Source organism: Nostoc sp. PA-18-2419, assembly GCF_005869855.1.
Taxonomy (GTDB): domain Bacteria; phylum Cyanobacteriota; class Cyanobacteriia; order Cyanobacteriales; family Nostocaceae; genus Nostoc.
In genome coordinates, this window is the sequence record NZ_SZNH01000010.1 from 1 (window position 1) to 23819 (window position 23819).

The window sequence follows — 23819 nt, forward strand, 5'->3', positions numbered from 1 at the left end:
CAGGAAGTAGGAGGCAGGGGAGGGGGTAGGAAGTAGGAGGCAGGGGAGGGGGCAGGAAGTAGGAGGTAGAAACTCTTTATCTCTCATGAATCAGTCCTGGATTTTGTACCTCACTTACTTGCAATCTGCTGTAATCTTTCTACTCGAAAGTTGAGTCTTTGAGGGTGAAAGTTGAGTTTTTGAGGGTGAAAGTTGAGCTTCTGAAGGTGAAAGTTGAGCTTCTGAACTAGAAACTTACGAACTTGTACCGAACCTGTCCTAAGCGTAGCCGTTCGCACTCGCGTAGCGTCTCCCAGACAAGCCTCTCGTAGAGAAAGGCGAAGCCAAAGTATTACAAACTACGAATTACGAATTACGAATTAGATTTACGATCGCACTAGCCAAATCGAATGGTTCGACGGGTTTGGATAAATGTTTTTGAAACCCGGCTGCTAATGCTCGATTATGGTTAATTTCTCCAGCATAAGCAGTCAAAGCGATGGCTGGAATTTGTCCGCCTTTTTCTGGCGACAATTTTCTTACTTGGCGTAGCAGCATGTAGCCATCCATCAAGGGCATTCCAATATCGCTTAACAGGATATCTGGCTTCGACTGGGCTATTGCTTTTAATGCTTCGGGTGCAGATGCAACTGCGGTTACAGTTGCTCCATACTGTTCTAAGGCAAAGCTAAAAAAGTCACGTACATCTTCTTGGTCGTCTACAAGCAAAATTTTTACTCCCAAAAGTAATGAGTCTTCAGCACTCAGTTCTAAGTTAGAAGATTGAGGACTGGGAACTCGTGACTCTGTACTTTTGAGTAAAGGTAGCTTAACTGTAAAGGTTGCTCCCTGTCCAACTCCTGGACTTTCTGCCTCAACTGTACCACCGTGAAGTTCTACTAAATGACGCACAATTGCTAATCCTAATCCCAGTCCGCCAAATATCCTGGTTGTCTTGGAATCTGCTTGGCGGAAGTAGTCAAAAACGTGAGGCAAAAACTCTGGGTTGATTCCCTTACCTGTATCAATCACCTGGATTTGAGCATAGCCAACAGAAGAGGAGGCAAAAAGTGTTTGCGATAAATTGCCTGCGTCCTCTTCCCTCACCTGTTCTAAACGTACTTCTACTCGTCCTCCAGCAGATGTAAATTTAACGGCATTGGAAAGTAAATTCCACATAATTTGTTGCAAACGATCGCTATCGCCTAAAACTTTGCCGACATCATTGTTCAGATGTGTTTGAATTTCAATTGACTTGGCTTCTGCTGCTAAACGTACCGTTTCTTGAGCTGCGGTGATCGGAACTTTTAAATCCACTGCATGGAGATTTAGACTCAGCTTACCTTGTAAAATCCGCGACACATCGAGCAAGTCTTCAATGAGTTGGGTTTGTAACCTGGCGTTGCGTTCAATTATTTCTAAAGCACGGACTTTAGTCGCTTCGTCAAACTTCCGGGTTCTGAGTAACTTTGACCAGCCTAAAATCGGGTTGAGGGGAGTTCTCAATTCGTGAGAAAGGACAGCGAGGAATTCATCCTTAATCCGGTTGGCAGTCTCAGCTTGGGCGCGTGCAGTCTTTTCTGCTTCGTAAAGTTGAGCGCGGGCGATGGCTTGGCCACATTGCTGTCCCAATGTCAACATAAATCGCCGCTCTTGTTCGTTAAAACCTTGGGCACTAGCAAAGCTAAATCCCAGTGCGCCAATGGCTTTACCCTCTGCTATTAATGGTATGGAAACCCAGGCATTATTCCCAGTCACAGCCACAGTATCAGCTAAGTTGGGATAGTTTGCCATCAAGGCTTCTACATTTTCTATAAAAATTGGCTTTTTAGTTTTGACTGTTTGGGCAATTTGGTTATCAGCAGTGATAGGAAAACTTTTCCAGATATCTATAACTGATTGTGGATAGCCAGTTGCTTGGACAACTTCCAAGGTAGTGCTTGCTTCAAGTAAGACAACGCAACCAGCAGAGGCTCCCAAGGCAGCAATTCCTTGGTTCATCACCACATCAGCTACTTGTTGAGAAGTTAGGGCTTCGGAGAGGGCGGCAGTGATACTTTGTAAAAGTGCAGTCCGATTAACAGATAGCTCTGCTGCTTGTTTTGCTTGCTGAGTTTCTTGGTAGAGTCTGGCATTGTCAATGGCTGTAGCAGCACGGCGAGCAATATCCTCTGCTAAGGCTAAGTCTACGTGTTGATAGTGCCGACCCGATTCGGCTGTAAAAAAAGAGATTGCGCCAAATAATTGCCCACGAGAACGGACTGGAACCACCATTAGAGAACAAATAGCTAAACTTTGGAGTAATTGCAGATGTTCCTCGTTTTGAGCCATCTGTAAAAGATGAGAGTGAGATAATTCGGGATAAAAAACAGGTATTCCCAACCGTAGCTGCTGCACAAGCTGTTGTGCCCCGGTTTTAGGTGGATAACGTCGTTGGATTTCGTTTAAGATATTTTGTTTTGTTGGCTGAGCAATTGCGATCGCAATTTGTTTACTTGACCAATCTTCCTGGAAAACATCTACAATACACCAGTCAGCTAGGGTAGGAACTGCTAAATTAGCCACATTGGCTAGGGTGATTTCATAATCCAATGAGGCAGCAAGTAGAGTGCTGGCTTCAACTAAAAATTGTTGCGTGGCTTCAACTCGTTTGCGATCGCTGATATCTTCGATAATGCCTGATGCATACTTGAGTTCTCCTTGAGAATTCCAAACTGCTGATGAAGTTAGGTTTACCCAAACAATAGAACCATCTTTGCGGATGTAGCGCTTTTCTAAGGAATAACCACTAATTTCTTCTTGTGCCAAAACTCGCAGAGCATTTTCTCTATCAGCTTTTAAGTCGTCAGGATGAGTAATTTCCTCGAAGTTCATCTCAATTAACTCTTCATGGCTGTAGCCAGTAATCTGGCACAGCGCCGGATTAACCTGAAGAAATCGTCCATCTAAGGCTACCAAAGCAATACCCACAGCAGCTTGATTAAACATTGCCCGGAATCTTTCTTCGCTTTCTCGCAAAGCAACTTCTGTTTGTTTTGCTGCTGTTACATCTGCCATAATTATTCCAATTCCTTCTGTTTCGCCCATTCGATTATTGACTGGGTAATAATTGCCCAGCCAGTATCGATAACTTTCGGGTTGCCCTGGTGTTTGGGTGTTAATTTCTACATTCAGCAGTGGTTCTCCAGTATCTAACACCTGCTGTAACTGGACTTCCAACTCAGCCGCCATTTTTGGTAGTACTTCTCGAAATTTGCGTCCTAAGTGTTGTTCTATAGTTAAACCGTTAATGTCAGCAAACACCTGGTTAATCCTGATATATCGCAGATGGCGATCCAAAAAGCATACAGCAACGGGAGCGGCTCCTAGCAGCGCATCTAGAAGAGATAAAGATTCAGCATAATGAACTAAAGCTTGGTGGATATCTCGATAAAGTTGGGCATTTTCCACTGCTAAGGCAGCACGAGAGGCGACATCTGTTGCTAAAGTCAAGTCAGAGCGATCGTAATGACGGTTTGATTCAGCACTAATAAACGTAATGCTACCGAGTACTCGCCCTCCTGCGACTAACGGCACAATCATCACAGACTTCATCCCCAATTGCCGAACAATTTCTAAGTGTTCTTCGTTCTGAGTATTTGTCACTAATAGCGAGTCAGATACCTCTGAGATTAATTCGCTTTGCCCAGTTTGCAATACTCTATTAATGGCATTTGTACCCTTGTAATTCTGCCCATACTGCTGAAGTTTACGTGCCAATTCAACTTTGGATGGATCTGCATGGGCAATACATAAGGGACGAATGGAACCATCTTCATTGAGAATATCGACGCTACACCAATCAGCTACCTGGGGAACTGAAATATTTGCAATTTGTTCTAAGGTTTGCTCGTAATCAAGGGAAGTAGAAAGTAAATTAGTAACTTCGGCAATATAGCGGAGTCTTTGCTCAGCCTGCTTGCGTTGTGTGATATCTAGAACAAAGAAAGCTCCTCGCTCAAAAGTCTCCTCAAAGTGGCTAGCACCTATCAAAACTGGCAAGCGTGAGCCGTCTTTACAGATATATTCTTTTTCATAGGGTGTGCAAAAGCGACTGTTTTGCAGTTGAATCAGTCCTTGCTCATCGAGTGGCTGGTACTCTGGTGGAGTCAGGTTTTGCCAGTTAAGTTTGCCGGAAACTAATTCTGCACGAGAATAACCCAACATTTCCAACAAGGCATCATTGGCATCTGCGATTTTGCCGTCTATTTGCCAAAACCCAATGCCAATCATATTTGACTCAACTACACTGCGAAACTTGGCTTCGCTTTCCCGTAATGTTTGCTCAGATTGTTTCTGTTGAGTGACATCAATAGATGTAATACCCACTCCTAGCAACTGCCCATCTGGTAAACACACCGGATAATAGTTGACAATATCGTAACGAGACATCCCGAGTGGATAAGTTTCACGGGTTATTTCCTGGTTCAGTAAGGGCTGCCTGGTTGCCATCACTTGCTTCAATACAGGCTCAATTTGCTCTGCCCATTGCGGTAGGACTTCTTGAAAGGTGCGACCAATATGTTGGTTTAGTGGCACAGCATTAGTAGCTGCTAAAGCTTCATTAGCGTAAACGTAGCGAAGTTCAGTATCAAGGAAAGCCAGCGCTACTGGTGAAGTGGTCAGCCAAGCATTCAGCAACGCCAAAGATTCATCTTTTTGCTGAACAGCTTGCTGAAGTTCCCTGTGCAATCTAGTGTTTTCTAATTCCGCTTGATGGCGCTGCGTAATATTCACAGCCACACAAGTAATCCCATGAATGCTATTATCTGCATCCTTAAGCGGTTCAACGAGCAAATCGTAGTAACGGTTTTCTCCATTTATCGGCAGATAAACTTCTTCACGGGCTGCAACACCAGTTTCTAATACTCTGCGCTTAATCGCCATCAATTGCTCTGCTACTGAGGCAGGAAATATTTCAGCATCAGACTTACCAAGGATTTCTTGTGCCGTGTCACCAACTTGAGGATGATGAATCCACTGATATCGCAAATTGCGATCGTGCTGAAATACCATAATATCTGAACTGCTCAAGGCTAAGCCAAATCGCTCTTGGGAGACTTTGAGCTGTTGTAAATTTACATCAGCCTCTCCTTTAACAGTTTTAAATGCCTGACAGATAATACTAAAGAGGAATCCCTGTAATCCAAACAACCCGGTTTCTAGAGAATTAGATAAATCAAAACTCAGTTGATAAAGCGGTGATAGGAAGAAGTAATTGCTCAGTAGCGCAGACAACAAGGTTGCCAATAGTCCTGATTTCAGATCACTATACCAGGCACTCACCATTACAGCGCTAAAAAACAGCAAAAAATGAGTTCCACTTATGCTTAGCCAAGAATGTAGCATCAGCATTAAAACTAATGCAAGTGCTACATTTAATACAGCAATGCCATAACGCAGTAATTGAGAATAAGGAATATGGAGCATCAAAATGTTTCGGACTAACCAATACTTATTGCACAGGCTTTACACACCCTAAGCTAGTTTGCGAATTTTAGTAATTTATCTCTAGATAGATTTTGTTTACTTTTCAAAACTTCTTTTGCTAGAAGTTAATTATCAAGTGATATAGTATTTAAAACCAGAATTTATAATTAATCTTCTTCTAGCCATAAAATTAATTTACTAATAAGAAATATTCAATTTATAAAAATGTAGTAATTTAAGTTAATCCAAAATCTGAGTTGATTGCTCAAAGCAAGGATGTTACTAAACGAATGCTCGTAAGTTATTTTTCCAACTGGAAAACTGTCTATCATTACTTCCAACAATCGCATATTAATTGAACATTGGTTGAAATTAAGGAACTGTTACGTTTTGTGGGTAAGGGTAAGTCAAAACCGAGAAGCATCTCTCAGTGAAGCAATTATGGATAGCCAAAGCGTTGAAACTGCTAACTTTTTGGCTGAAATTCTTATTCGTGTAACAACGCCAATAAAATTTGTTCAGATAAATATAGATGTAACAATTGTGTATGAGATGGCTCAATTATTTTCTGCTAACATGAGTAGTGCAGCCGATAACAAGCGTGCCATTCGAGTCTGTGAGGTCGATTTATCCAGTTCAAACCTCCCCTACTCCCCACTCGCCATTGCCCTGCTTCAGCACTGCTACTAATTTTTCAATATGTGCTACTTTATGAGTTGCCATCACAGATATTCTGATGCGACTTGTGGGCACTGTTGGGGGACGAATAGCCGGGGCAAAAATACCAGCATCTTTGAGGTGCTTTCCAGTTTGAAGTGCGTCTATTGTATTAGGCAATTGAAAACATAATATAGGTGATTCTGAAGGCAGTAATTTTAGATTAGGTAGTTGTTCGAGCAAAGTTTTCAAGTAACGCATATTCTCCCACAATTGGGCACGGCGTCGCGGTTCTTGTTGTAGTATCTTGATTGCTGCTAAGGCTGCTGCTGTGTCAGCAGGTGAAAGCGCAGTGGTGTAAATCCAACTGGGTGCGCGGTTTTGTAAAAAGTCAATTAGGGCACTACTTCCTGCTACATATCCACCTAAACTACCCAAAGCTTTACTCAAAGTACCAATTTGAATTAACGGCTTTCCGGTACATCCAAAATGCTCAACACACCCAGCACCAGTTTTTCCGAGTACCCCAGTCGCGTGAGCTTCATCAACTAGCAGCATACAGTCAAATTCATCTGCGAGATCCAACAGTGCTGGCATTGGACATAAATCGCCATCCATGCTGAAGACGCTATCAGTCAGAATTAAACAGCGTCGGTAATTTTGCCGTTGCTGACTCAACTGAATTTTGAGTGCTGTAACATTACAGTGTAGATATTCTATAACTGCTGCACCACTGAGAATCGCCCCATTTTTCAAACTAGAATGATTGTATTGATCGGATAAAATTAAATCGCGCTTACCAACTAAAGCAGTAATTACACCTAAATTAGCTAGATACCCAGAACTAAACACTAAGGCATCTTCAGTTTGTTTAATAAATGCGATCGCCTTTTCTAACTCTTTATGTAATTCTCGATGTCCACTGAGTAATCTAGAACCAGTACTACCAGTACCAAATTCCTCAATGGCAGCGATCGCTGCTGCCATCAAACGCTCATCCCCAGCCAATCCCAAATAATCATTACTGGCAAAATTAATTACCTCTTGCCCAGCTAAAACCACCGTTGCACCAGGGCGACCCTCGATAGTTTGTACTGAACGATACCAGTTCGCCCGATGAATTGTTGCTAGAGATGTTTCTATCCAAGCATAAGGGTCGTGGGGCATAGAGGGGAATAGGTAAGGTGGGGCCCCCTCTGGGGATAAGGGGTAATGGGGAGATAGAAAAACGCGGGGACGCAAAGAAAAAATAATGACTAATGACTAATGACAAATAACTAATAACCAACTTGTTCGCTACTACTGAGATGAGCGATCGCTTGTTTAATCCAATCTTCTACATAGGCGTCTTTTGGTAGTCCAATGTCTTCGCTTACTACGTGCAAAGCGTGACTGACTTCATGGGCAGTATATCCCAAAGCAAAGAGAGTCATTTGCACTTCTTCGAGAATTCCGGCTGCGGGGCCGCCCGTAGCGACGAAGAATCCTGCTGATTTGCGCCACTCGATTAACTTGCTTTTCAATTCCAAACAGATGCGTTCTGCGGTTTTCTTGCCGACACCTGGGGCTTGAATTAAAACTTGGGTGTTGGCAGCGATAATTGCTTGGACTAAATCTGGTAGTTCCAAAGTGTCTAATAAAGCGATCGCTGAGGCTGCACCAATACCGCTAACTGTTAGCAACTGGCGAAATAAATCGCGTTCGGCTGGAGAAGCAAAGCCATATAGGAATGGGATTTCTTCTCGAATTTGCAAATGGGTAAAGATTTGCGCCACTCCTCCTGAATCTGGTAACTGCTGTACTAGGCGTTGTGGGACTTGTAAATCATACCCCAAGCCATTTACTTCCAGAGTCAGAACAACCCGATTACCAATTGTTTGAATACCAGCAACGATTCCTTTGAGATAGCTAATCATTCTAAATAACCAAAATATTTTAATCCTTCTAGAATCCCACCCGCACAAAAATCTTGTGCCAGGTAATGATGGTCAGTCGGATACTCGTTGTGCCACTGGAGTAACTCTTTTCGAGCATTACCGACTATGATTCCCCTTTCGTTGCCTACAGCAAATAAAGCAATATCATTACCCGAATCACCACAGACAACTGTTTGTTCTGTTGCAAATTTCCACTTTTGACGTAAAAATTGCATTGCTTGACCTTTATCGCTGGTAAGGGGTACAATGTCAAGGTCTATTTCACTACTGTAGATTAACTTTACATTTAATTTATATTTATCCAACTCTGCCTTAAGTTGGGGTAAGATATTAACCGCTATTTCTTGAGGAACAAAAAAACTCACTTTAAAAGCAAGCTGTTCTGATTCTGGTTGCGGCTTTAATTCAGGGAAATTTTTGGTTATAGATAAGATAAGTTCGCGATCCCAACCAGGAGAGAGGATTTCTGACCAACTCGAATCTAGAGTTTTACCACCATCAAGGTAAATTTCTGTGCCCACAGCAAGCACTAAAGCGTCAGGTTGTAAAAGATTTTTTTGAAGTTGAAGTTCTTGGTAAAGGTGAGGCGATCGCCCGGTAGAATAAACAATTTTTGTGCCATATTCTTGACGATGTTGATTCAACAATTGGTTCAACTTTGGTAAAATATCGTCATTTCCCACAGTGCGATATACCAAGGTGTCATCCAGGTCGGTTACAAAAAGAAATGGTTTCATAGTTTTGATGTACCAAGTTACAAGTTAGTAGTTGCCAAAATAGGTAAAGTTCTGACGATTGGTCAGATGATAAGACTCGTCAAAGGATTTTTAATTACGCGTTGCGAGTTAATTTACCAAATTTTGGCTTTTGTGTATTCTTACCAATGTAATAATTTTTTTAAAAGTCAAAAATAACTGGATTTTTTACCGAGCTAGTTAATAAAGACCCAGTAATTTATACTTTGTTAAAATCTGAATAGATGCAACTTTGAAATTTTTTGTAACTAACAAAGAACTATTAATTTTTTATCAGATTTAGGATATTTATAATAAAACCACTTCACACACTTTGCTACTTGTTGAAGAAACTCTACTACATGGATATAGAATTTACGACTACAGTAGATTATTCATATTGAGTAAAATTTATACTATTAGGTTTTACGCAGATTGTTGCTACTAATCATCACTTAAAGTTTCAATCAATAAATCTACTTGTTGCTGTCGCTGTTGCAAAAAACTTTCGCACTGACGCAAATACTCAACAGCTTTGCCAAATTGGTCAAAAACCTCTTCTAATTCCAACTCACCCGCCTCAATGCGAGCAATAATTCCCTCTATTTCAATAACCTTCGCCTCATAATTCCAACCTTCTATTGATTCAGAATTAGAAGAATTCTTTCGTCTAACCATTAATTTCTCTATGTCCTCTATTTCCTCGTGCGCTAGCCTACAGCAAGCCGCTTTGAGTCTACATTTATTTTCATAACCTTCACTTTAACTCCATCCTGCCCCAATTGATTCAACAAATCTTGTCGGACTACAGCCGCACACGATCGCCATTATCTTCTTTATCCTCGAAATACACTACGATACAATCAATTTAACCTGCGACTAGATTTAGATAATGAACCCCAGCCAGATGCCATTTTGTTAATCGATGCAGCCTGTGGTGGATTGTCTCATATAGGTAATGATGGTTACGTCGAAAGTGCGCCAGAATTAGTTGCAGAAGTTGCTGCTAGCAGTGCTAGCAAAGATTTGCATGATAAAAAACATGCTTATCGTCGCAATGGCATTCAGGAATATATTGTTTGGCAGGTTTTTGAAAGTACTGTGAGTTGGTTCAGCTTGCAGGATGGTGAATATGTGGCGTTGATACCAAATATGTCAGGGATAATTGAAAGTCAAGTGTTTCCAGGATTGTGGCTGGATGTCTCAGCATTAGTTGCGGGAAATATGCAACAGGTATTAGCGGTATTGCAAAAAGGGCTAAGTTCAGATGAACATCAAGCGTTTGTTCAGCAGTTGAACAATAGCTGATATTACAGCAGTTTTCATGTATAGCAGGAGGCAGAAGGTAGAACTATTACTATTCCTAGCATTCATCTTTTCAAAATGTCCTAAAGGGTGTGACTACGGCTATATTTAGACCACAATCTTATTCCTTGCTTTCTTCCTTTGCGCCTTTGCGTGAGATAAAAACTAGGATACTGAAGCATAGCGATCCAGCATTTGTTATTTTAGTGACCTCATTTGTTATTTCGGCGAACCCATTTGTGATTTCGGCGATCACATTTGTTATTTTGGCGAATGCATTTGTGATTTCGGCAAACGCATTTGTGATTTCGGCAAACGCATTTATTGTTTTGGCGAACCCATTTGTTGTTTTGGCGAGCGCTAGCTCAATTTTAATCAAATGAAAGGTGGGAATTATTTCAAATAGCTACCGGAGAAATTAGGGCTTGGGAAACCATCAAAATAACCTTTTCCAGATGCCGTGAAAAGTCAGTTTGAATTACGATAAAAAATCAATCAAAATTTTTGCAAATTCAGCAGTATGACTATAAAGAAACCCATGTCCGGCTTGTTTAATAATTTTGAGTTCTGAACCAGAAATTTTGTTATTCAAAATATTACTATTTACAGGAGGAATTACGGAATCGCTATCTCCAGTAATGATTAAAGTAGGTGCTTTAATGCCTTGCAATAAATTACAGGTATCGTGAGTATTGTGCGCTTGTATTAGTCTGCTCAAACCATCTGGTTGACTGTGATAAAGTGAGGTTTTTTTGAAAAAATCTTCTGCTTTTTCCCGGTTATTAGAGATAGCTAAGTATGATTCTGGAAAAAGAAGATCCAATAAATCTCCTTGATTATTTGGATTGAAATCGCTACAATCTCCACCTGCCATTGTGCAGGATAATATCAATTTATTAAGCTTGCTAGTATGTCTCAAGGCAAACAGTTGAGCAATCATACCACCCATGCTGAGTCCAAGAACATGAGCTTGTGCTATTCCTAAAGCATTAAGCAATCCTGCTGCATCATTTGCCATATCAACAGTGGTGTAGTTGTCTGTTGACTGACTTTTTGTACGTCCAGAATCGCGGTTATCAAACACAATGACTTGGTAATGTTTCGCCAGTTCATCAAGAAACACATCCCCCCAGTCCAAAAGGCTGAAGCTTAAACCCATAATCATGAGTAGTGGATATCCACTGCCTTTCACCTCGTAATAAATGCTAATATCTCCAACTTGTGTTTCTGGCATTTGAACATCCTCTTAAAATAAAAAAATAGATTTACAAGATTACCATATTTCCCGACATCTCCCCCAACAGGAGACAGCATCAACAACGCCACCGCCGCCCCCAACACCTGCTCGTCGCTCACTTCCAGATATCTTTGCAAGCGATCGCCTCTGGAATCTCGCTTATTTGGTTGTAACTGAGGACAAGCTCCCTCAGATTGGTTAAATTAGCGATCGCCTCTGGAATCTCGCTTATTTGGTTGTAACTGAGGTCAAGCTCCCTCAGATTGGTTAAATTAGCGATCGCATCAGGTATTTAGGAAAAAATGCTACATCTTCGCTTTTTGGCGATGCCTGCGGCGGGCTACGCCAATGTGCCTTAAAATGTGGCGAGCGCATATATCTAAATCTGGTTTTTAGCTATCTCTGTGATTATACCTGCGAGCAATTTTTGGCATTGTTTACAAAATTAAGCGCTCGCATCCCTGACGGTATATTAGGGGACAGTCACGCTACCTAATAAATTTGAATATTTCTACTCATCACTCAAAGTTTCAATCAATAAATCTACTTGCTGCTGTCGCTGCTGCAAAAAACTTTCGCACTGACGCAAATACTCTATAGCCTTGGCAAATTGGTCGAAGACTTCTAGCAATTCCAACTCACCCGCCTCGATGCAGCAATGATTTTTTCTATTTCAATAACTTTTGCCTCATAATTCCAATCGATTAAATCAGAACTAGAAGCACTCTTACGTTTAACTATTTAATATCTTGACAGTAATCTGTTGTAAGTCGCTATATGTCTAAACTACTTTTTTACTTCTGTAACTTTCACTTTAACCTCACCCTGTCCCAATTGAATCGATAAATCTTGCCCCACTTCTAACTCAGCCGCAGCACGAGCGATCGCACCATTATCCTGTCTCACCACCGCATAACCACGCTGCAACACAGCTTTCGGGTCAAGAGTTGCCAACTTTTGCCGCAACAATTCTAAATGCTGCTTTGCTTGCTGCGATCGCCCCAGCGTGACTTGCACCAATTGCTGATGCTTCCAGCTAAGATTACGCACCTCTTGCTGCACGAGCCTTTCTAACCGCAAACGTTGCAAACGGTTTCGCAATGCTTGCAATTTATTTTCAGCAGCTTCCCAGGAATCATGCATGACTTCATGCAAAGCTATAACTCGCTGCCGATGCTCAGCATACAACTCTGCAATTGCGGGTACAACTGTTTCCGCCGCTGCCGTTGGCGTATGCACACATACATCTGCAACTAAATCTACCAAAGATTCATCTCGTTGATGACCAATGCCAGTAATTACAGGAATCGAACAACTAACAACAGCTCGTACTACTCGTTCATCATTAAAGCAAGCCAATTCCTCAACCGCACCACCACCACGTGATAAAATTAGCACTTCGGCGCGACCATCCCAATCAACTCGCTCAATTGCTTTGACAATGGATTCTGGTGCTTGCTCCCCTTGTACTGTAGCTGGAGAAAATAAAACGTGTAAACCTGGATACCTTTGCTTGAGAGTTTTTTTAATATCACCCCAAGCCGCCGCAGTTGGTGAAGTGACAACAGCGATCGTTTGGGGGTGAATGGGGAGCGATCGCTTTCTTTGTGGATCGAATAATCCCTCAGCCAGCAAGCGATTTTTTAGTTGTTGATAGCGTAGCGCTTGTAAACCAACACCAGCAGGTAAAGTCTGCCAAACCGATAACTGATACTCTCCCCGTTGCGGATACACGCGAATACTGCCCAAAATAATTATCTGCTCGCCAGGAACGGGTATCTGAGCGAGTTTTGGCAATTGGCTATTCCATACCACACACTTAATTCCAGCGGTGCCATCTGTATCTTGCAGCGTGAAAAATAACCCACTGCGATGGTGGTTAGCACTGGAAACTTCTCCAGTTACCCAAACTTGCCGCAATTGTTCATCTTGCTCTAATAACAAGCGGATATAGTCAGTTAATCCAGATACGGAAAGTGCCGTATCGAGAATCAGAGAGTCGGGAAGGTCAAAAGTCATCAAAGATGCCTGGCAGCAAAAGCTTAATCAAATCTTAGCAAACAACGTTAATTGACAGGTATGTATTAACGAATTTGAACGTAATCAATACTACCAGTCAGGTGAATGACAATTTCAGTTTGCCAGCCTTGTTTAGCTAATTCATCTGATAAATACTGGGATATTGTGAATATCATTGTTAGGACTTACCTTGGTTTGCTATCAACTTAATATATCTGATTTTTTAGATTGATTGCTAAAAGAGATTGAATGCGATCGCCGTTATATTTCGTAAAGAGTGCAAAAAAGTAGGCGATTACATTACTTTTTTTAATCTTTTAAACTCTGGAGCAACGAGCTAGGACGTGCAGTTTTTACAGAAAGATAAAGATTAGGATAGCGAACAAATATATAGTGTTCATACTCGTACCAATGCATCTCACTCTTTTCTCGGTTACAAATCTGGCAAATGACCCATAAATTATTGAATTCTATTGATAACCAGGGATATTGTGACCGAGGTAGTTTGTGATCTATCGTCTTACCACCTTTATCAGAGTAGTGATGCCCACAAATTGGACAATACCAGTTTGAATTTTTTTTGACCCAATCTTTACTTTCTTGAGTTGTTCCACATTCATAATCACCATTGATATAGCGCCAGTAATCGAATTTTCTATAATTTTCAAAATCTTCTGAAGTTAGTCTGTGATATCGCTTATTACCGATTTGATTTGCCAGAGCAAACAATTCTTTCAGTTCTTTATCTTGGAAATTCACCATATTTTTCCGAAAGTTAAAATTTTTAGATTTTATTCCAATATCTTTTACTAGTTTTTTTAGTAAAATCAATAAATTCTATTTCTGCATCGGAAAATTGATTATCGATTTCTTCTGCAATATCATTGACTTCTATAGATAAGGTTTGATTAAAGTTTTGTATTTCTTGAGGTGTGAGATATTTATTTCCAATTCTATCTGCCTCTAAAAATAATTCCTCAAGTGTTAATTCTCTATACAAATATTTAGTTAATAAAAACTCTTCTAGTTTTTCATAAAGACTAATAATATGATTCCAGCCAATATTTTTGTAATAATTTTCTTTTAGCCAAATTTGGTCTTCTTTATCAAGCTGAGTTCGCTTATTGGAGTTAGCACGTTGAACATCACGATAACTCATTCCTTGAAAATTTCTTTTTTTGTTAGTCATAAATCCAGTTATTTAGCCTAGTGTTGATTTAAACATAATAATTAAAGCTTGACGAATTTCACTATCTTCATACTGAAGAAGTTTTTTAGTATTAATAGCTAATTTTAGTCTAATTTCGTCTATTAAGTTTTTTAATACTTTATTGTCTTTTTTTAATTGCTCGTTTACTTGTATTAGCTCCTTATTTTGAGCAGTTATCTTATTCATTTTCATTTCTAACACTCTGTTTGTGTCAGTTAAACTTTTAATATCAGTTTCATATTTTTCATTTTGTTGTTTTTGATATTTCTTCAGTTGCTCGACTTTGGCAGTATATTCCTGATTATTTCTCTCTATTTCATTGCTTTTCTTTGTTACTAAACCTTTATGAGCAGCTTGAAGACGCTGACGCTTAATTAACTCAGAACCAGCAAAAGGCGAAATAGCCCTGCGAATGGTAATCTCATCAGGATTGGTACTAAAGTCAATTACTTCTAATGCACGTATAGCATCTGCTTTTGTCCATCCCTCACTTTCAAGCAGCTTAATACTTTGTGACTTATTCACGTTTCTCAATATAGACTATGTAAATTATCTTACCAGTTTATCAGTACGCAATTTTAATGCCAACAGGCTGGATTTAACTATAATGCTAACTTTACTAAACTTATCAATGTCCGGGGTGATGGTGATTTGACGAACGGTCGCGCCTTAATAGTAACTAGGCTTTTCTCTTCAAGACAAAGCAGCCTAAGCTATATACAGTCGATAAAGCCATTTAGTTGTTTAAAATAATTTCTTTGAAAATCCCTGACTCACTCACCCAAAGGAAGCAATCTCTGAATGCAAGTTGGTATTATTGTGCAGGACTACCTTAATCAGGTAGCGATCAAGTTACGATCTTGTCACACCTTTTTTAATTTGAGAAGTCCTATTCCAGAATTTTCTGGTTTAAAATAGTATATCTGTTCTACTCAAACTCTAAACCCAGACTCCTAAAAATCCATATACTTAGAGGCTCTAATGGCTATCAACACCGATACTTCTGGCAAGCAAAAAGCGTTAAATATAGTACTCAACCAGATTGAGCGCAGCTTTGGAAAAGGAGCAATCATGCGCTTGGGGGATGCTACCCGGATGCGGGTGGAAACAATTTCCAGTGGAGCGTTGACCTTGGATTTGGCATTGGGAGGCGGTTTACCCAAAGGACGGGTAATTGAGATTTATGGTCCGGAAAGTTCCGGTAAAACCACAGTAGCGTTACATGCGCTCGCGGAAGTGCAAAAAGAAGGTGGCATTGCTGCATTTGTTGATGCTGAACATGCCCTTGACCCAACCTACGCTGCGGCATTGGGTGTAGATATTGAAAATTTGCTGGTTTCTCAACCTGATACAGGAGAAGCCGCTTTGGAAATTGTCGATCAGCTGGTTCGTTCTGCTGCGGTTGATATTGTAGTTATTGACTCGGTAGCAGCATTAGTTCCCCGCGCTGAAATTGAAGGCGATATGGGTGATGCTCACGTTGGTCTTCAAGCGAGGTTGATGAGCCAAGCCTTACGTAAAATCACTGGTAATATTGGTAAATCAGGCTGCACAGTTATTTTCATTAACCAGTTGCGGCAAAAAATCGGTGTTACTTACGGAAGTCCAGAAACCACAACTGGAGGTAATGCATTGAAGTTTTACGCTTCCGTGCGCTTGGATATTCGCCGGATTCAAACTTTGAAAAAAGGTACAGATGAATTTGGTAACCGCGTCAAAGTAAAAGTTGCCAAAAATAAAGTAGCACCGCCTTTCAGAATCGCGGAATTTGACATTATTTTTGGTAAAGGTGTTTCTATCTTGGGTTGTCTGGTGGATCTAGCAGAAGAAACTGGCATCATTATCCGTAAAGGAGCTTGGTACAGCTACAACGGCGATAACATCTCACAAGGACGAGACAATGCCATTAAGTATCTAGAAGAAAAGCCAGAATTTGCTGACCAAATTAAGCAACTGGTACGGGAAAAGCTAGATAAAGGTGCTGTTGTTTCTGCTAACTCTGTATCAAAGTCCAATGAGGATGAAGAAGAAGAGGATGTTGAATTAGAAGAATAAGGAATTTTAATGGTAAGGTGCGTTATCAAGACAGTTAACGCACCTTTTTTACTATTTGATTTTCAATTTTTTAGCTGGGATTGTACGGGTTTTGTCTGCTAAAAAAACGGTCTAAAATTTCTGATTTGTGTTCTGAGCTAAAGTCGTCATAGCAATGGTCAATTTGATCAGCTAATCCAAAATTTCTTGAAATTTCTAAATTATTATTTGGTTTGTCACCAGGATAAGTAAGTATTTCTGCTTTACTATCACTCTTGCGATGCATCAGCTGCATTAGCAACTCCATTGCTACAGTTGGCAGAATGCGGGACTTATGCTCTACAAAAAAATTAAAAGTCAGACTACCTAAACGAATGCGATCGCCATCTTTGAGTTTGATCGGTTCAAGAGTTCGTTGGTCATTCACAAACGAACCATTAGTACTATTAAAATCAATCAAGTAGAAGCCTTGCTCGTCAATATGTTGAATTGCAGCGTGCCGACGAGACATATAACTATCAGCAATGCAAATACCACTACTGCGATTGCGACCTATCGTCCAGATCCGCTGTGATTGTTGTAAACTTTGCGTCTGATTATCGCATAAGTTAGTCATTAAATAAACAGCAGTAGTATCCACTACCCCATGCACATAAGATGCTTTCAGCGTCTTTAACGAGGGATAATATAGGTTTTCTAGTTGAAGAATCTCATCTAGAAGGCTGCTATTGTGTTCATACAACTTGATGAAAACCTGATATAAAGTTAATTTCCGTTCTATTTCTGTTTGTGCAAAGTCAGCCATTATATATAAACCTTATACTACCTGATTTCGGTTTTGAATATTCTGCTTCAGCCTACAATCAGGGATAATTGCTTTTTCGGTTTCCCCGCCATCTAAGAAGTTGACTAGCTTGCTAGGAGGGTTCAATTTGACAAATTTTAGGTATGAAATTCCCTGTTGTTTATAGCCATAATAATTATGACAACCTTTATAATAAATTGTGTAATAGTTTATTTTTTATTGTAAATAATCATTTGTTATTTGTAATAAATATAATTGTAAATATTTAATAATTTTTGTAATTTATCTGCGTATTTTTACTAAGTAATACTAGTTTTAAAAACTCCTATTATCAATAGCACAAAAAATCTCATTTTTAAGTAAAACTGAGAAACTTTCTGATAAGAGTTTTACCACTAATCAGAAAATACCGTTAGCTTAAAAATTGTTTGTCGAAATTTAATTTTATCAAAGAAGAGAAAACCCCTTGTTCCCTTTATTAACGAGAGAGGTTGCATAGCAAGGTTTCTCGTCAAACCATTACTTCTGCAAATTATCTAGTCTCAAACAAATTAATTTTTATTTAGAAGTCTTTAACTTCTGTACAAACGCGAACTATCAAATTACAATAAGCCTCGTTTCCCATTCGGGCGCACAGTCATCCAATTTGTTTTTGCTAATGCTAGTTGTTCATCAGAAATTTTAGCATTGGTGAGATTAGCACCACACAAATTAGCTCCCCGGAGATTGGCATTGGTAAGATGAGCATAGCTGAGGTCTGCGCCTCGCAGATCTGCCCCTTCGAGATCGGTATGGTTAAAGTATGCTTTGCTCAAATTAGCATCTTTAAGATTTGCTCGAGTGAGGCTAGCTCTGCCAAAGTCACTGTCGTGCAAATTAGCTCCCTGGAGATTAGTTTTTTGTAATTGAGCAGAATGGAAATTTGTTTGTGATAAGTCAGCACCTTGCAGGTTGAGCAAACTTAAATTGTGTAGAGCAAAATCCCGTCTCCCTTTCATATAGGCTGTTAGTAAACTTTGGGTATCTAACTTGCGCTCAACTTTAGAATTTTGAATTTGAGAATTATTACTGTTGCTGTTTACTAAAGTTGTTGATTTGCCCATTCCAGAAGCGTGGTGCAATCCGGCAGCTTCAGCAGCCTTGGCTCGTCTGGCGCGAATTGCTGCTGCTACCTGTGCCACTCCTGCACTCGTAAGTGCCGCAGAAGGGTTGCTGCATAAAGCAGCAGAATCTTCTATATGGTTGCGTGTTCGTGCTTTAACTTCAGAATCAGGAGATTTAACCAGCAATCCCTGTGCTAAGCTTTCTAAGTACGGTTCTATTTCTAAGCCTCTAAGAACTTCTGCAGCTGACTGATAGCGATTACGTACTGATACTTCTAACATTTTCCGCAATACATTGGTCAAGTGGTCACTCACTTGCACAAGCTGCTCCCACATCATCTCACCAGTTGTCGGGTTGTAATCTAAATCTTTAGGAGTTTTGCTAGTTAGCAAATAAATACATGTCACCCCTAATGCGTAGATATCACTGGCGTAGACTGGACGCATGGCCATTTGTTCTGGAGGTGCAAAACCAGGAGTACCTATAGCATATGCAGTTAATACTGTCTGTCCCGATTGACTTGCTGCACCTTGGGTAACTTGATTTTTGACAGCGCCAAAATCGATGAGTACCATTCTGGCATCTTGAGTACGGCGAATTAAATTAGCTGGCTTAATATCTCGGTGAATTACCTTTTGCTCGTGAATGTATTGCAGTAATGGCAAAATCTCGCTCAAGAATTGCTTGACTCCAGTCTCGCTTAAAACGCCGTTAAGTTTGACCTCCTCCTGCAAAGTATCACCACTGATGTATTCTTGAACTAAGTAGAATTGTTCATGCTCTTCAAAATAGTCTAGCAATCGTGGTACTTGGGGATGATTGCCAATCTTACCTAAAGTTTTGGCTTCTCGTTCAAAAAGTTCTCTAGCCATCTGTAAAACATGTGGCGTATTTCCAGAGGGACGTAGTTGCTTGATTACGCAACTTGGTTCTCCTGGTAAGACTTGATCCTGGGCTAAGAAGGTTGCTCCAAAGCCACCCTGGCCTAATGGCTTGACTACCTGATAGCGATCGCGCAACAGTAGTGGCGAGCCACAAGACTGACACCTTTGGCTATTTACCAAATTTTCTGGATTGCGACAGGTAGGATTTAAGCAGTAGCTCATGCACTGTCAACTCGCTGCACGAAGAATCATAGGGAGTTTAATACTCTCTTTCAATTATTTAGATCTTAATTAACTCTTACCAGGTAATTTTTGCTGGAAATCCTTTGAAGAGTTTTTAAAGTTTACATGATATTACGTAAAAGCATGTTTATAACAACATGATTGATTATACTTTTATAATTAACTAATTCTATGTAATATTCCTGATTAATACCCAATGGCTAAGAAACAAAGCCTGCGTAGGCTTTTGTCGCAGGAGACGTTGTTACCAGTTTGCTTGTGGAACTTAAAGTTGCTTCCATATTTTAGGGGTGCGTAGGCGTAGCCCATCGTAGCAAAAAGTCGAGCAGTAGCTCAACGGCGTTCCTTTAAGCGGAGAAAAGAGCCAACAGACTGCCTGAACTTTGCACCAGAGGAGCGTTAAGAATTTTTATTTGTGCTTCATTTGCATAGGTATTTTACACACTTGTATGACCCCAAGGTTAATATTATTTGAATTTTGAGCTCCACCGATGTCTGCTAGCACAGATTTACGGGTGGCAATAGTTGGACCGATCGCAAATCGCAGATTACGATCGCCAATACACTGGAAATGAAGTCTATACTTCGTCCCAAAGACCCTAAGGCTGCTCTGAAGACTTTGGGAGTGTAGTCTAGATAACTACAAGTTATGACACTTACGGACGACTTGCAAAGAGGTTCTGTGAGGGTATTAAGGTAATTGGGATTGACGCAGATATCACTATCAGCAAAAATGACATTATTAAAGCCACCTTATCTATAGAGTAACCAAAACGATGCACCAGGTAATTCTATTTTGGATTTGGGAAAAAGTTGAGCTAGTTGCTAGGTGTTTAGGGAACTCTAAGAAATAAATTATTCCCTTGGCTGTTGACTATGAACAGTAGGATTTTTTATTTATTAGTTTGTTTGTGTAGCTGCTACCTCAGCGCCTTGCCTCGGAATCTGCTAGCTTCTCTTGCGACCGTTTTGTTTGGGTACCTACAACCCGAAGGGCGGCAAAAAAGAGCGTTAGTGCAGTTCTGTTCGACGCAGGGCAAAGTCACCAGTCGTACTTCGAAACTCATAAAAAACCTAGAGTAAAGTAGGATTTGTCAAGGGAAAGAAAAAAGGCGAGCAATTCAAAGATTTAAGGCTTTTTTTGTATCGTCTTCACAATATCTGTGGCAGCAACTCATGAAACACGTATTTAAATAACTGTATTGGAAAGCAACAAAACCCATTGGCGAAATTTTGTCAAAATAAAGGTGTCAGTCGCCATAATCCAAAATATTTGGAAAATCAAGCGTGCTATAACTTCTTAATTTTCTTAAAAATTCACTTTGGGTATCAAAGCATTCTTAATTATGACTGAAGCTTCGGAATCTCCGGCTTTGCTTAGAAAACTGTGGACTCTGAATTATTAAGAAATTTTAGTAACTTTCCCCAAAAAAATTCTTGTTGACCGAATATTCCGGTCAATTATGGTCAAGATTTCTCAATTTTTTTGGTCGGTATTGCTTTGAGATAGAAGACATACTGTAACCAGTTTGCTAGCATAAGTGAATTCCTTTGTACTGACTCTTGACAAAACCTCAAAAACTTTAATTTATCGTGAATCGTTCACACCAATTAGTTGTTCGAGAAGTGCAAATACATCACTGCGACTAAGTTTTTCTTTACCATTAGCAAGGGCGTCAAGAGTGCCATTAGCCAAGGTTAACGGAATTTGGCAAAAGTCTAAAGCTGGGCCGTTAGGCAGACCTTTGGTATAACTTTCTGCCAGCATCAAATTGCGCCGTGCATACTCTTGCATATTTGCTGCACTCCAACCTTGTGGAAAAAAGTCTACTCCACGCCTCAAATCTTCAGTATGGTTACGCAGGATGTTCACGGCTTGTAAGCCACGACCGAAGCCAATTGCTTGAGTACGGTTAGTTTGTGTTCCATCGTACCAAGTCCACAAATCAGAAAGCAACAATCCTACTGCACCTGCAACCCCAAACGTATAACGATCTAAATCAGATTCTGTATAAATTTTCCAGTTTCTTTCTGCCCAGTAACCCATTCGGTCTGCCATTGCAGCAGTTGCATCCCAAATTCGAGGTGCAATAGTTTCCGGTGCTAGTAGTGACCATTCTCTAATCCTAAGAGTAACTTCTTCTAAAGAATTTTCATACCCACTAAATCCTGCAAAGAAAGCATCTACAGGGAAGCCATCAACTCCTGCCTGTAGTGTCAGGCTAATTGTGCGTAACAGCTTCGTTTTAGTAACGTTATCTAATTGTGGATGATCTTCAATTTCATCAATGGCGCGCATACACAAATACGCTGATGCTACTGCTTCTTGTAATCCTGGTGGCAAAAGGCTAATTGGAATATAAAAAGTTCGGCTAGTTTCTTTGAGGATTTGCAATGCATCTGTACGTAAATTCATATTTTCACTCCCCGCTTGATTATTACACCACATGAAGTTTGCAATTTTTTGATAATACTGGATATAGTTTTGACTAAACCTTAAAAACTATAGACTATAAGATACGCTACTATTTCATCTAAAAATTAATAGTTTTTGGTATTGCAATTAACAAAGCCTCAAATTCATCAAAGTCTAGTCTAGTATATAGGTTTTCGGATGCAAAAAAGCGTGAAGTGTACTGCTATCTAGCTTGAATAAGTTTTTCAGGCAAATATTCTCAATTATGTTAATATTTGATTTGTATTAGCCAAATTTCTCCAATAACGTAGATTCATTATCGGAATTTAAAATTGCTCTAAATATGCGTTAATACGACTAATTGGCTAGAATTTTTGTATCTATAGAGACAATTGAGTAAAAACTGAGAAGGGGTAACACTAACTGTATACATCTGTAGATGTGAAGAACAGCTTGCCAAAAATAAAAGTAAGTGAGTTTTGGAAACATAACGCAGCGATCGCTGATTGGGAAGAGTCATTAGTGACTATAACCTAGAACAAGAAGTTCCTGTGTATCCACTTGGTTAATAATAAAAACCAGGCAAGTAGCCCACTCGACTTTGTGAGGAATTTCAGGCGACGATAGAGTTGAGGTGAGTACAGATTGCCGAATATTCCTGGAGTGTGGCGTTTTCGTCTCAGAAAGCTGCGAATTTTGTCTAACCACACCGCATAACTGCACCCGTACTAGGAGCGAATTTTTCCACAGAATCAACATCTGTTAGGGTCAGTCATTTAAATACTGGGTAGCAAGGTTGAACTTCTTTGATCTAAAATTACCTACTCGTCCAATTGTCACATGTAATCAGTCATAAATCTGTGCCCAGGTATTTTTTGCTTCAAAATCAAGTTAATTAAGAGTATACCTGCGTGCAGCTTCTATCTAACTCGTGCTGAATTTCATCAAGTGATTTAAACTCTTAGGGAAACAGATAGCCATCAAGTAGCTCAAAATCGCAGTTAATATTATCTTAGGTAGCGATCGCCTCTATAGTATTAACTTGATTGCTGTTGTATGACTTTGGTCAACAACTTTTGACCTCTCACCGTGTATTTACTCTAATTATTAGTAACAAAAAGTTAGTACATTAGACAAGTATGCTGTTGTCTGTGCTGTTTGATCCCCACCAATCAAACTATCATCCAGCACGACTACAGACTACCTTGGCGGATTAAAGTAAAATATAAACACTTCACATCCCCGCTATCACACCACCAACAACGCACACATCTGCATAAATATTTTCTGTAAGCGCGGATTCTTATGAAACTTTTGCGGTTCTCATCTAAATATAATTAGTCGTATTATTGCTTTACCAGAGTCGTTTAGATATTTTTGTAAGTCTCAATCCTAATTGATTTTTTATAAATAAGTCTAGATAAGTAATAATTAAAATAAAACTATTACTGATAAATAATAAAATATATAATATTTTAGCGGATAATCTTATATATATATTGAGCTTTTTCATAAAGTGAATTATAGTTTATAGTTTAGCAATATTATTCTGTAAAGTTAAAATTCTAATTCTTATAGCTTGCTTCTCCTTCGGAGTAAGGCTGATGAATTTGCGCTGGGTCGAACATAGCTAGCTGCGCTAACAGATACCTCTGTCTTCCACCTTCGGATCTACAACCGCCGCAACAGACTCCAGAAGATTCTGACGCAACGCACCGAAGTAGCACGAGCTTGACTTTAGACTACTATGGGATACATCTAAGCAAAGCAAGCGAATAAATCAGAG

At 39.9% G+C, this 23819-nt stretch carries 17 protein-coding genes and 2 pseudogenes; 3 read left to right on the forward strand and 16 right to left on the reverse strand.

All coding sequences use genetic code 11. The annotated features are described in order from the left end of the window. Positions 1–345: 345 nt before the first annotated feature. The 5 genes from FCR06_RS12390 to xseB (FCR06_RS12410) form a co-directional block, all read right to left on the reverse strand. Complete coding sequence (locus FCR06_RS12390) at positions 346–5448, reverse strand: PAS domain S-box protein (protein WP_138500030.1); 5103 nt, start codon at positions 5446–5448, stop codon at positions 346–348. Positions 5449–6084: 636 nt separating this feature from the next. Further along, a complete protein-coding gene (gene bioF, locus FCR06_RS12395; RefSeq protein ID WP_138500032.1) occupies positions 6085–7272 on the reverse strand; it encodes an 8-amino-7-oxononanoate synthase in 1188 nt (395 codons plus the stop codon). 110 nt (positions 7273–7382) lie between these two features. Continuing rightward, positions 7383–8021 carry a Holliday junction branch migration protein RuvA gene (gene ruvA, locus FCR06_RS12400; RefSeq protein WP_138500035.1) on the reverse strand — a complete coding sequence of 213 codons (639 nt, stop codon included), beginning with the start codon at positions 8019–8021 and terminating at the stop codon, positions 7383–7385. After that, entirely contained in the window at positions 8018–8779 is a 762-nt protein-coding gene (locus FCR06_RS12405; protein ID WP_138500037.1) for a sucrose-phosphate phosphatase, read from the reverse strand. The genes ruvA and FCR06_RS12405 overlap by 4 nt, the downstream gene beginning before the upstream one ends. A 441-nt stretch (positions 8780–9220) precedes the next feature. Beyond that, the gene (gene xseB / locus FCR06_RS12410) at positions 9221–9454 is read right to left on the reverse strand and encodes an exodeoxyribonuclease VII small subunit (protein WP_138500038.1); all 234 of its coding nucleotides are present in this window, start codon (positions 9452–9454) and stop codon (positions 9221–9223) included. 195 nt (positions 9455–9649) lie between these two features. On the opposite strand from xseB (FCR06_RS12410), the pseudogene FCR06_RS12415 reads away from it, so the two are divergent. Both FCR06_RS12415 and FCR06_RS12420 read left to right on the forward strand, forming a co-directional pair. Beyond that, a pseudogene (locus FCR06_RS12415) lies at positions 9650–10084 on the forward strand (Uma2 family endonuclease); the annotation flags it as partial. Between the two features lie 89 nt (positions 10085–10173). Next, positions 10174–10464 (forward strand): hypothetical protein, encoded by a 291-nt coding sequence (locus tag FCR06_RS12420; RefSeq protein ID WP_138500040.1) that lies wholly within the window; start codon positions 10174–10176, stop codon positions 10462–10464. 95 nt (positions 10465–10559) lie between these two features. On the opposite strand, the gene FCR06_RS12425 is transcribed toward FCR06_RS12420, so the two are convergent. From FCR06_RS12425 to FCR06_RS12460, 7 genes and pseudogenes are all read right to left on the reverse strand, one after another. Next, the gene (locus FCR06_RS12425; RefSeq protein ID WP_138500042.1) at positions 10560–11315 is read right to left on the reverse strand and encodes an alpha/beta fold hydrolase; all 756 of its coding nucleotides are present in this window, start codon (positions 11313–11315) and stop codon (positions 10560–10562) included. A gap of 118 nt (positions 11316–11433) precedes the next feature. After that, positions 11434–11610, reverse strand: coding sequence for a leucine-rich repeat domain-containing protein (locus FCR06_RS12435; protein ID WP_138500367.1), 177 nt, complete (start codon positions 11608–11610; stop codon positions 11434–11436). Positions 11611–11829: 219 nt separating this feature from the next. Then, positions 11830–12059: pseudogene (xseB, locus tag FCR06_RS12440) on the reverse strand (exodeoxyribonuclease VII small subunit). Positions 12060–12104: 45 nt separating this feature from the next. After that, positions 12105–13337, reverse strand: coding sequence for an exodeoxyribonuclease VII large subunit (gene xseA, locus FCR06_RS12445; RefSeq protein ID WP_138500044.1), 1233 nt, complete (start codon positions 13335–13337; stop codon positions 12105–12107). Between the two features lie 309 nt (positions 13338–13646). After that, positions 13647–14099, reverse strand: a complete 453-nt coding sequence (locus FCR06_RS12450) for an HNH endonuclease (RefSeq protein ID WP_138500046.1) — start codon at positions 14097–14099, stop codon at positions 13647–13649. 22 nt (positions 14100–14121) lie between these two features. After that, entirely contained in the window at positions 14122–14526 is a 405-nt protein-coding gene (locus tag FCR06_RS32575; protein WP_189523402.1) for a hypothetical protein, read from the reverse strand. 12 nt (positions 14527–14538) lie between these two features. Beyond that, positions 14539–15072 (reverse strand): hypothetical protein, encoded by a 534-nt coding sequence (locus FCR06_RS12460; protein WP_138500048.1) that lies wholly within the window; start codon positions 15070–15072, stop codon positions 14539–14541. A gap of 456 nt (positions 15073–15528) precedes the next feature. Here FCR06_RS12460 and recA point away from each other — a divergent pair, with 456 nt between their 5' ends. After that, positions 15529–16602 (forward strand): recombinase RecA, encoded by a 1074-nt coding sequence (gene recA / locus FCR06_RS12465; RefSeq protein ID WP_138500050.1) that lies wholly within the window; start codon positions 15529–15531, stop codon positions 16600–16602. Between the two features lie 70 nt (positions 16603–16672). On the opposite strand, the gene FCR06_RS12470 is transcribed toward recA, so the two are convergent. The 4 genes from FCR06_RS12470 to FCR06_RS12485 form a co-directional block, all read right to left on the reverse strand. Beyond that, positions 16673–17386: an FHA domain-containing protein gene (locus FCR06_RS12470; protein ID WP_138500052.1), complete on the reverse strand. Its 714-nt coding sequence runs from the start codon at positions 17384–17386 to the stop codon at positions 16673–16675. Positions 17387–17988: 602 nt separating this feature from the next. Continuing rightward, positions 17989–19596: a serine/threonine-protein kinase gene (locus FCR06_RS12475; protein ID WP_138500054.1), complete on the reverse strand. Its 1608-nt coding sequence runs from the start codon at positions 19594–19596 to the stop codon at positions 17989–17991. A gap of 519 nt (positions 19597–20115) precedes the next feature. Next, positions 20116–20352 (reverse strand): glycosyltransferase, encoded by a 237-nt coding sequence (locus FCR06_RS34770; RefSeq protein ID WP_138500371.1) that lies wholly within the window; start codon positions 20350–20352, stop codon positions 20116–20118. Between the two features lie 853 nt (positions 20353–21205). Continuing rightward, positions 21206–22033, reverse strand: a complete 828-nt coding sequence (locus FCR06_RS12485; RefSeq protein ID WP_138500056.1) for a squalene/phytoene synthase family protein — start codon at positions 22031–22033, stop codon at positions 21206–21208. Between the last annotated feature and the right edge of the window lie 1786 nt (positions 22034–23819).

Coding starts and splice junctions, on each gene's coding strand:
- FCR06_RS12425 (WP_138500042.1), bottom strand. CDS start 11,315: ATGCCAGAAACACAAGTTGGAGATATTAGCATTTATTACGAGGTGAAA.
- FCR06_RS12485 (WP_138500056.1), bottom strand. CDS start 22,033: ATGAATTTACGTACAGATGCATTGCAAATCCTCAAAGAAACTAGCCGA.
- FCR06_RS12390 (WP_138500030.1), bottom strand. CDS start 5,448: ATGCTCCATATTCCTTATTCTCAATTACTGCGTTATGGCATTGCTGTA.
- FCR06_RS12475 (WP_138500054.1), bottom strand. CDS start 19,596: ATGAGCTACTGCTTAAATCCTACCTGTCGCAATCCAGAAAATTTGGTA.
- xseA (WP_138500044.1), bottom strand. CDS start 13,337: ATGACTTTTGACCTTCCCGACTCTCTGATTCTCGATACGGCACTTTCC.
- FCR06_RS32575 (WP_189523402.1), bottom strand. CDS start 14,526: ATGACTAACAAAAAAAGAAATTTTCAAGGAATGAGTTATCGTGATGTT.
- FCR06_RS12405 (WP_138500037.1), bottom strand. CDS start 8,779: ATGAAACCATTTCTTTTTGTAACCGACCTGGATGACACCTTGGTATAT.
- recA (WP_138500050.1), top strand. CDS start 15,529: ATGGCTATCAACACCGATACTTCTGGCAAGCAAAAAGCGTTAAATATA.
- bioF (WP_138500032.1), bottom strand. CDS start 7,272: ATGCCCCACGACCCTTATGCTTGGATAGAAACATCTCTAGCAACAATT.
- ruvA (WP_138500035.1), bottom strand. CDS start 8,021: ATGATTAGCTATCTCAAAGGAATCGTTGCTGGTATTCAAACAATTGGT.
- FCR06_RS12470 (WP_138500052.1), bottom strand. CDS start 17,386: ATGGCTGACTTTGCACAAACAGAAATAGAACGGAAATTAACTTTATAT.
- xseB (WP_138500038.1), bottom strand. CDS start 9,454: ATGGTTAGACGAAAGAATTCTTCTAATTCTGAATCAATAGAAGGTTGG.
- FCR06_RS12450 (WP_138500046.1), bottom strand. CDS start 14,099: ATGGTGAATTTCCAAGATAAAGAACTGAAAGAATTGTTTGCTCTGGCA.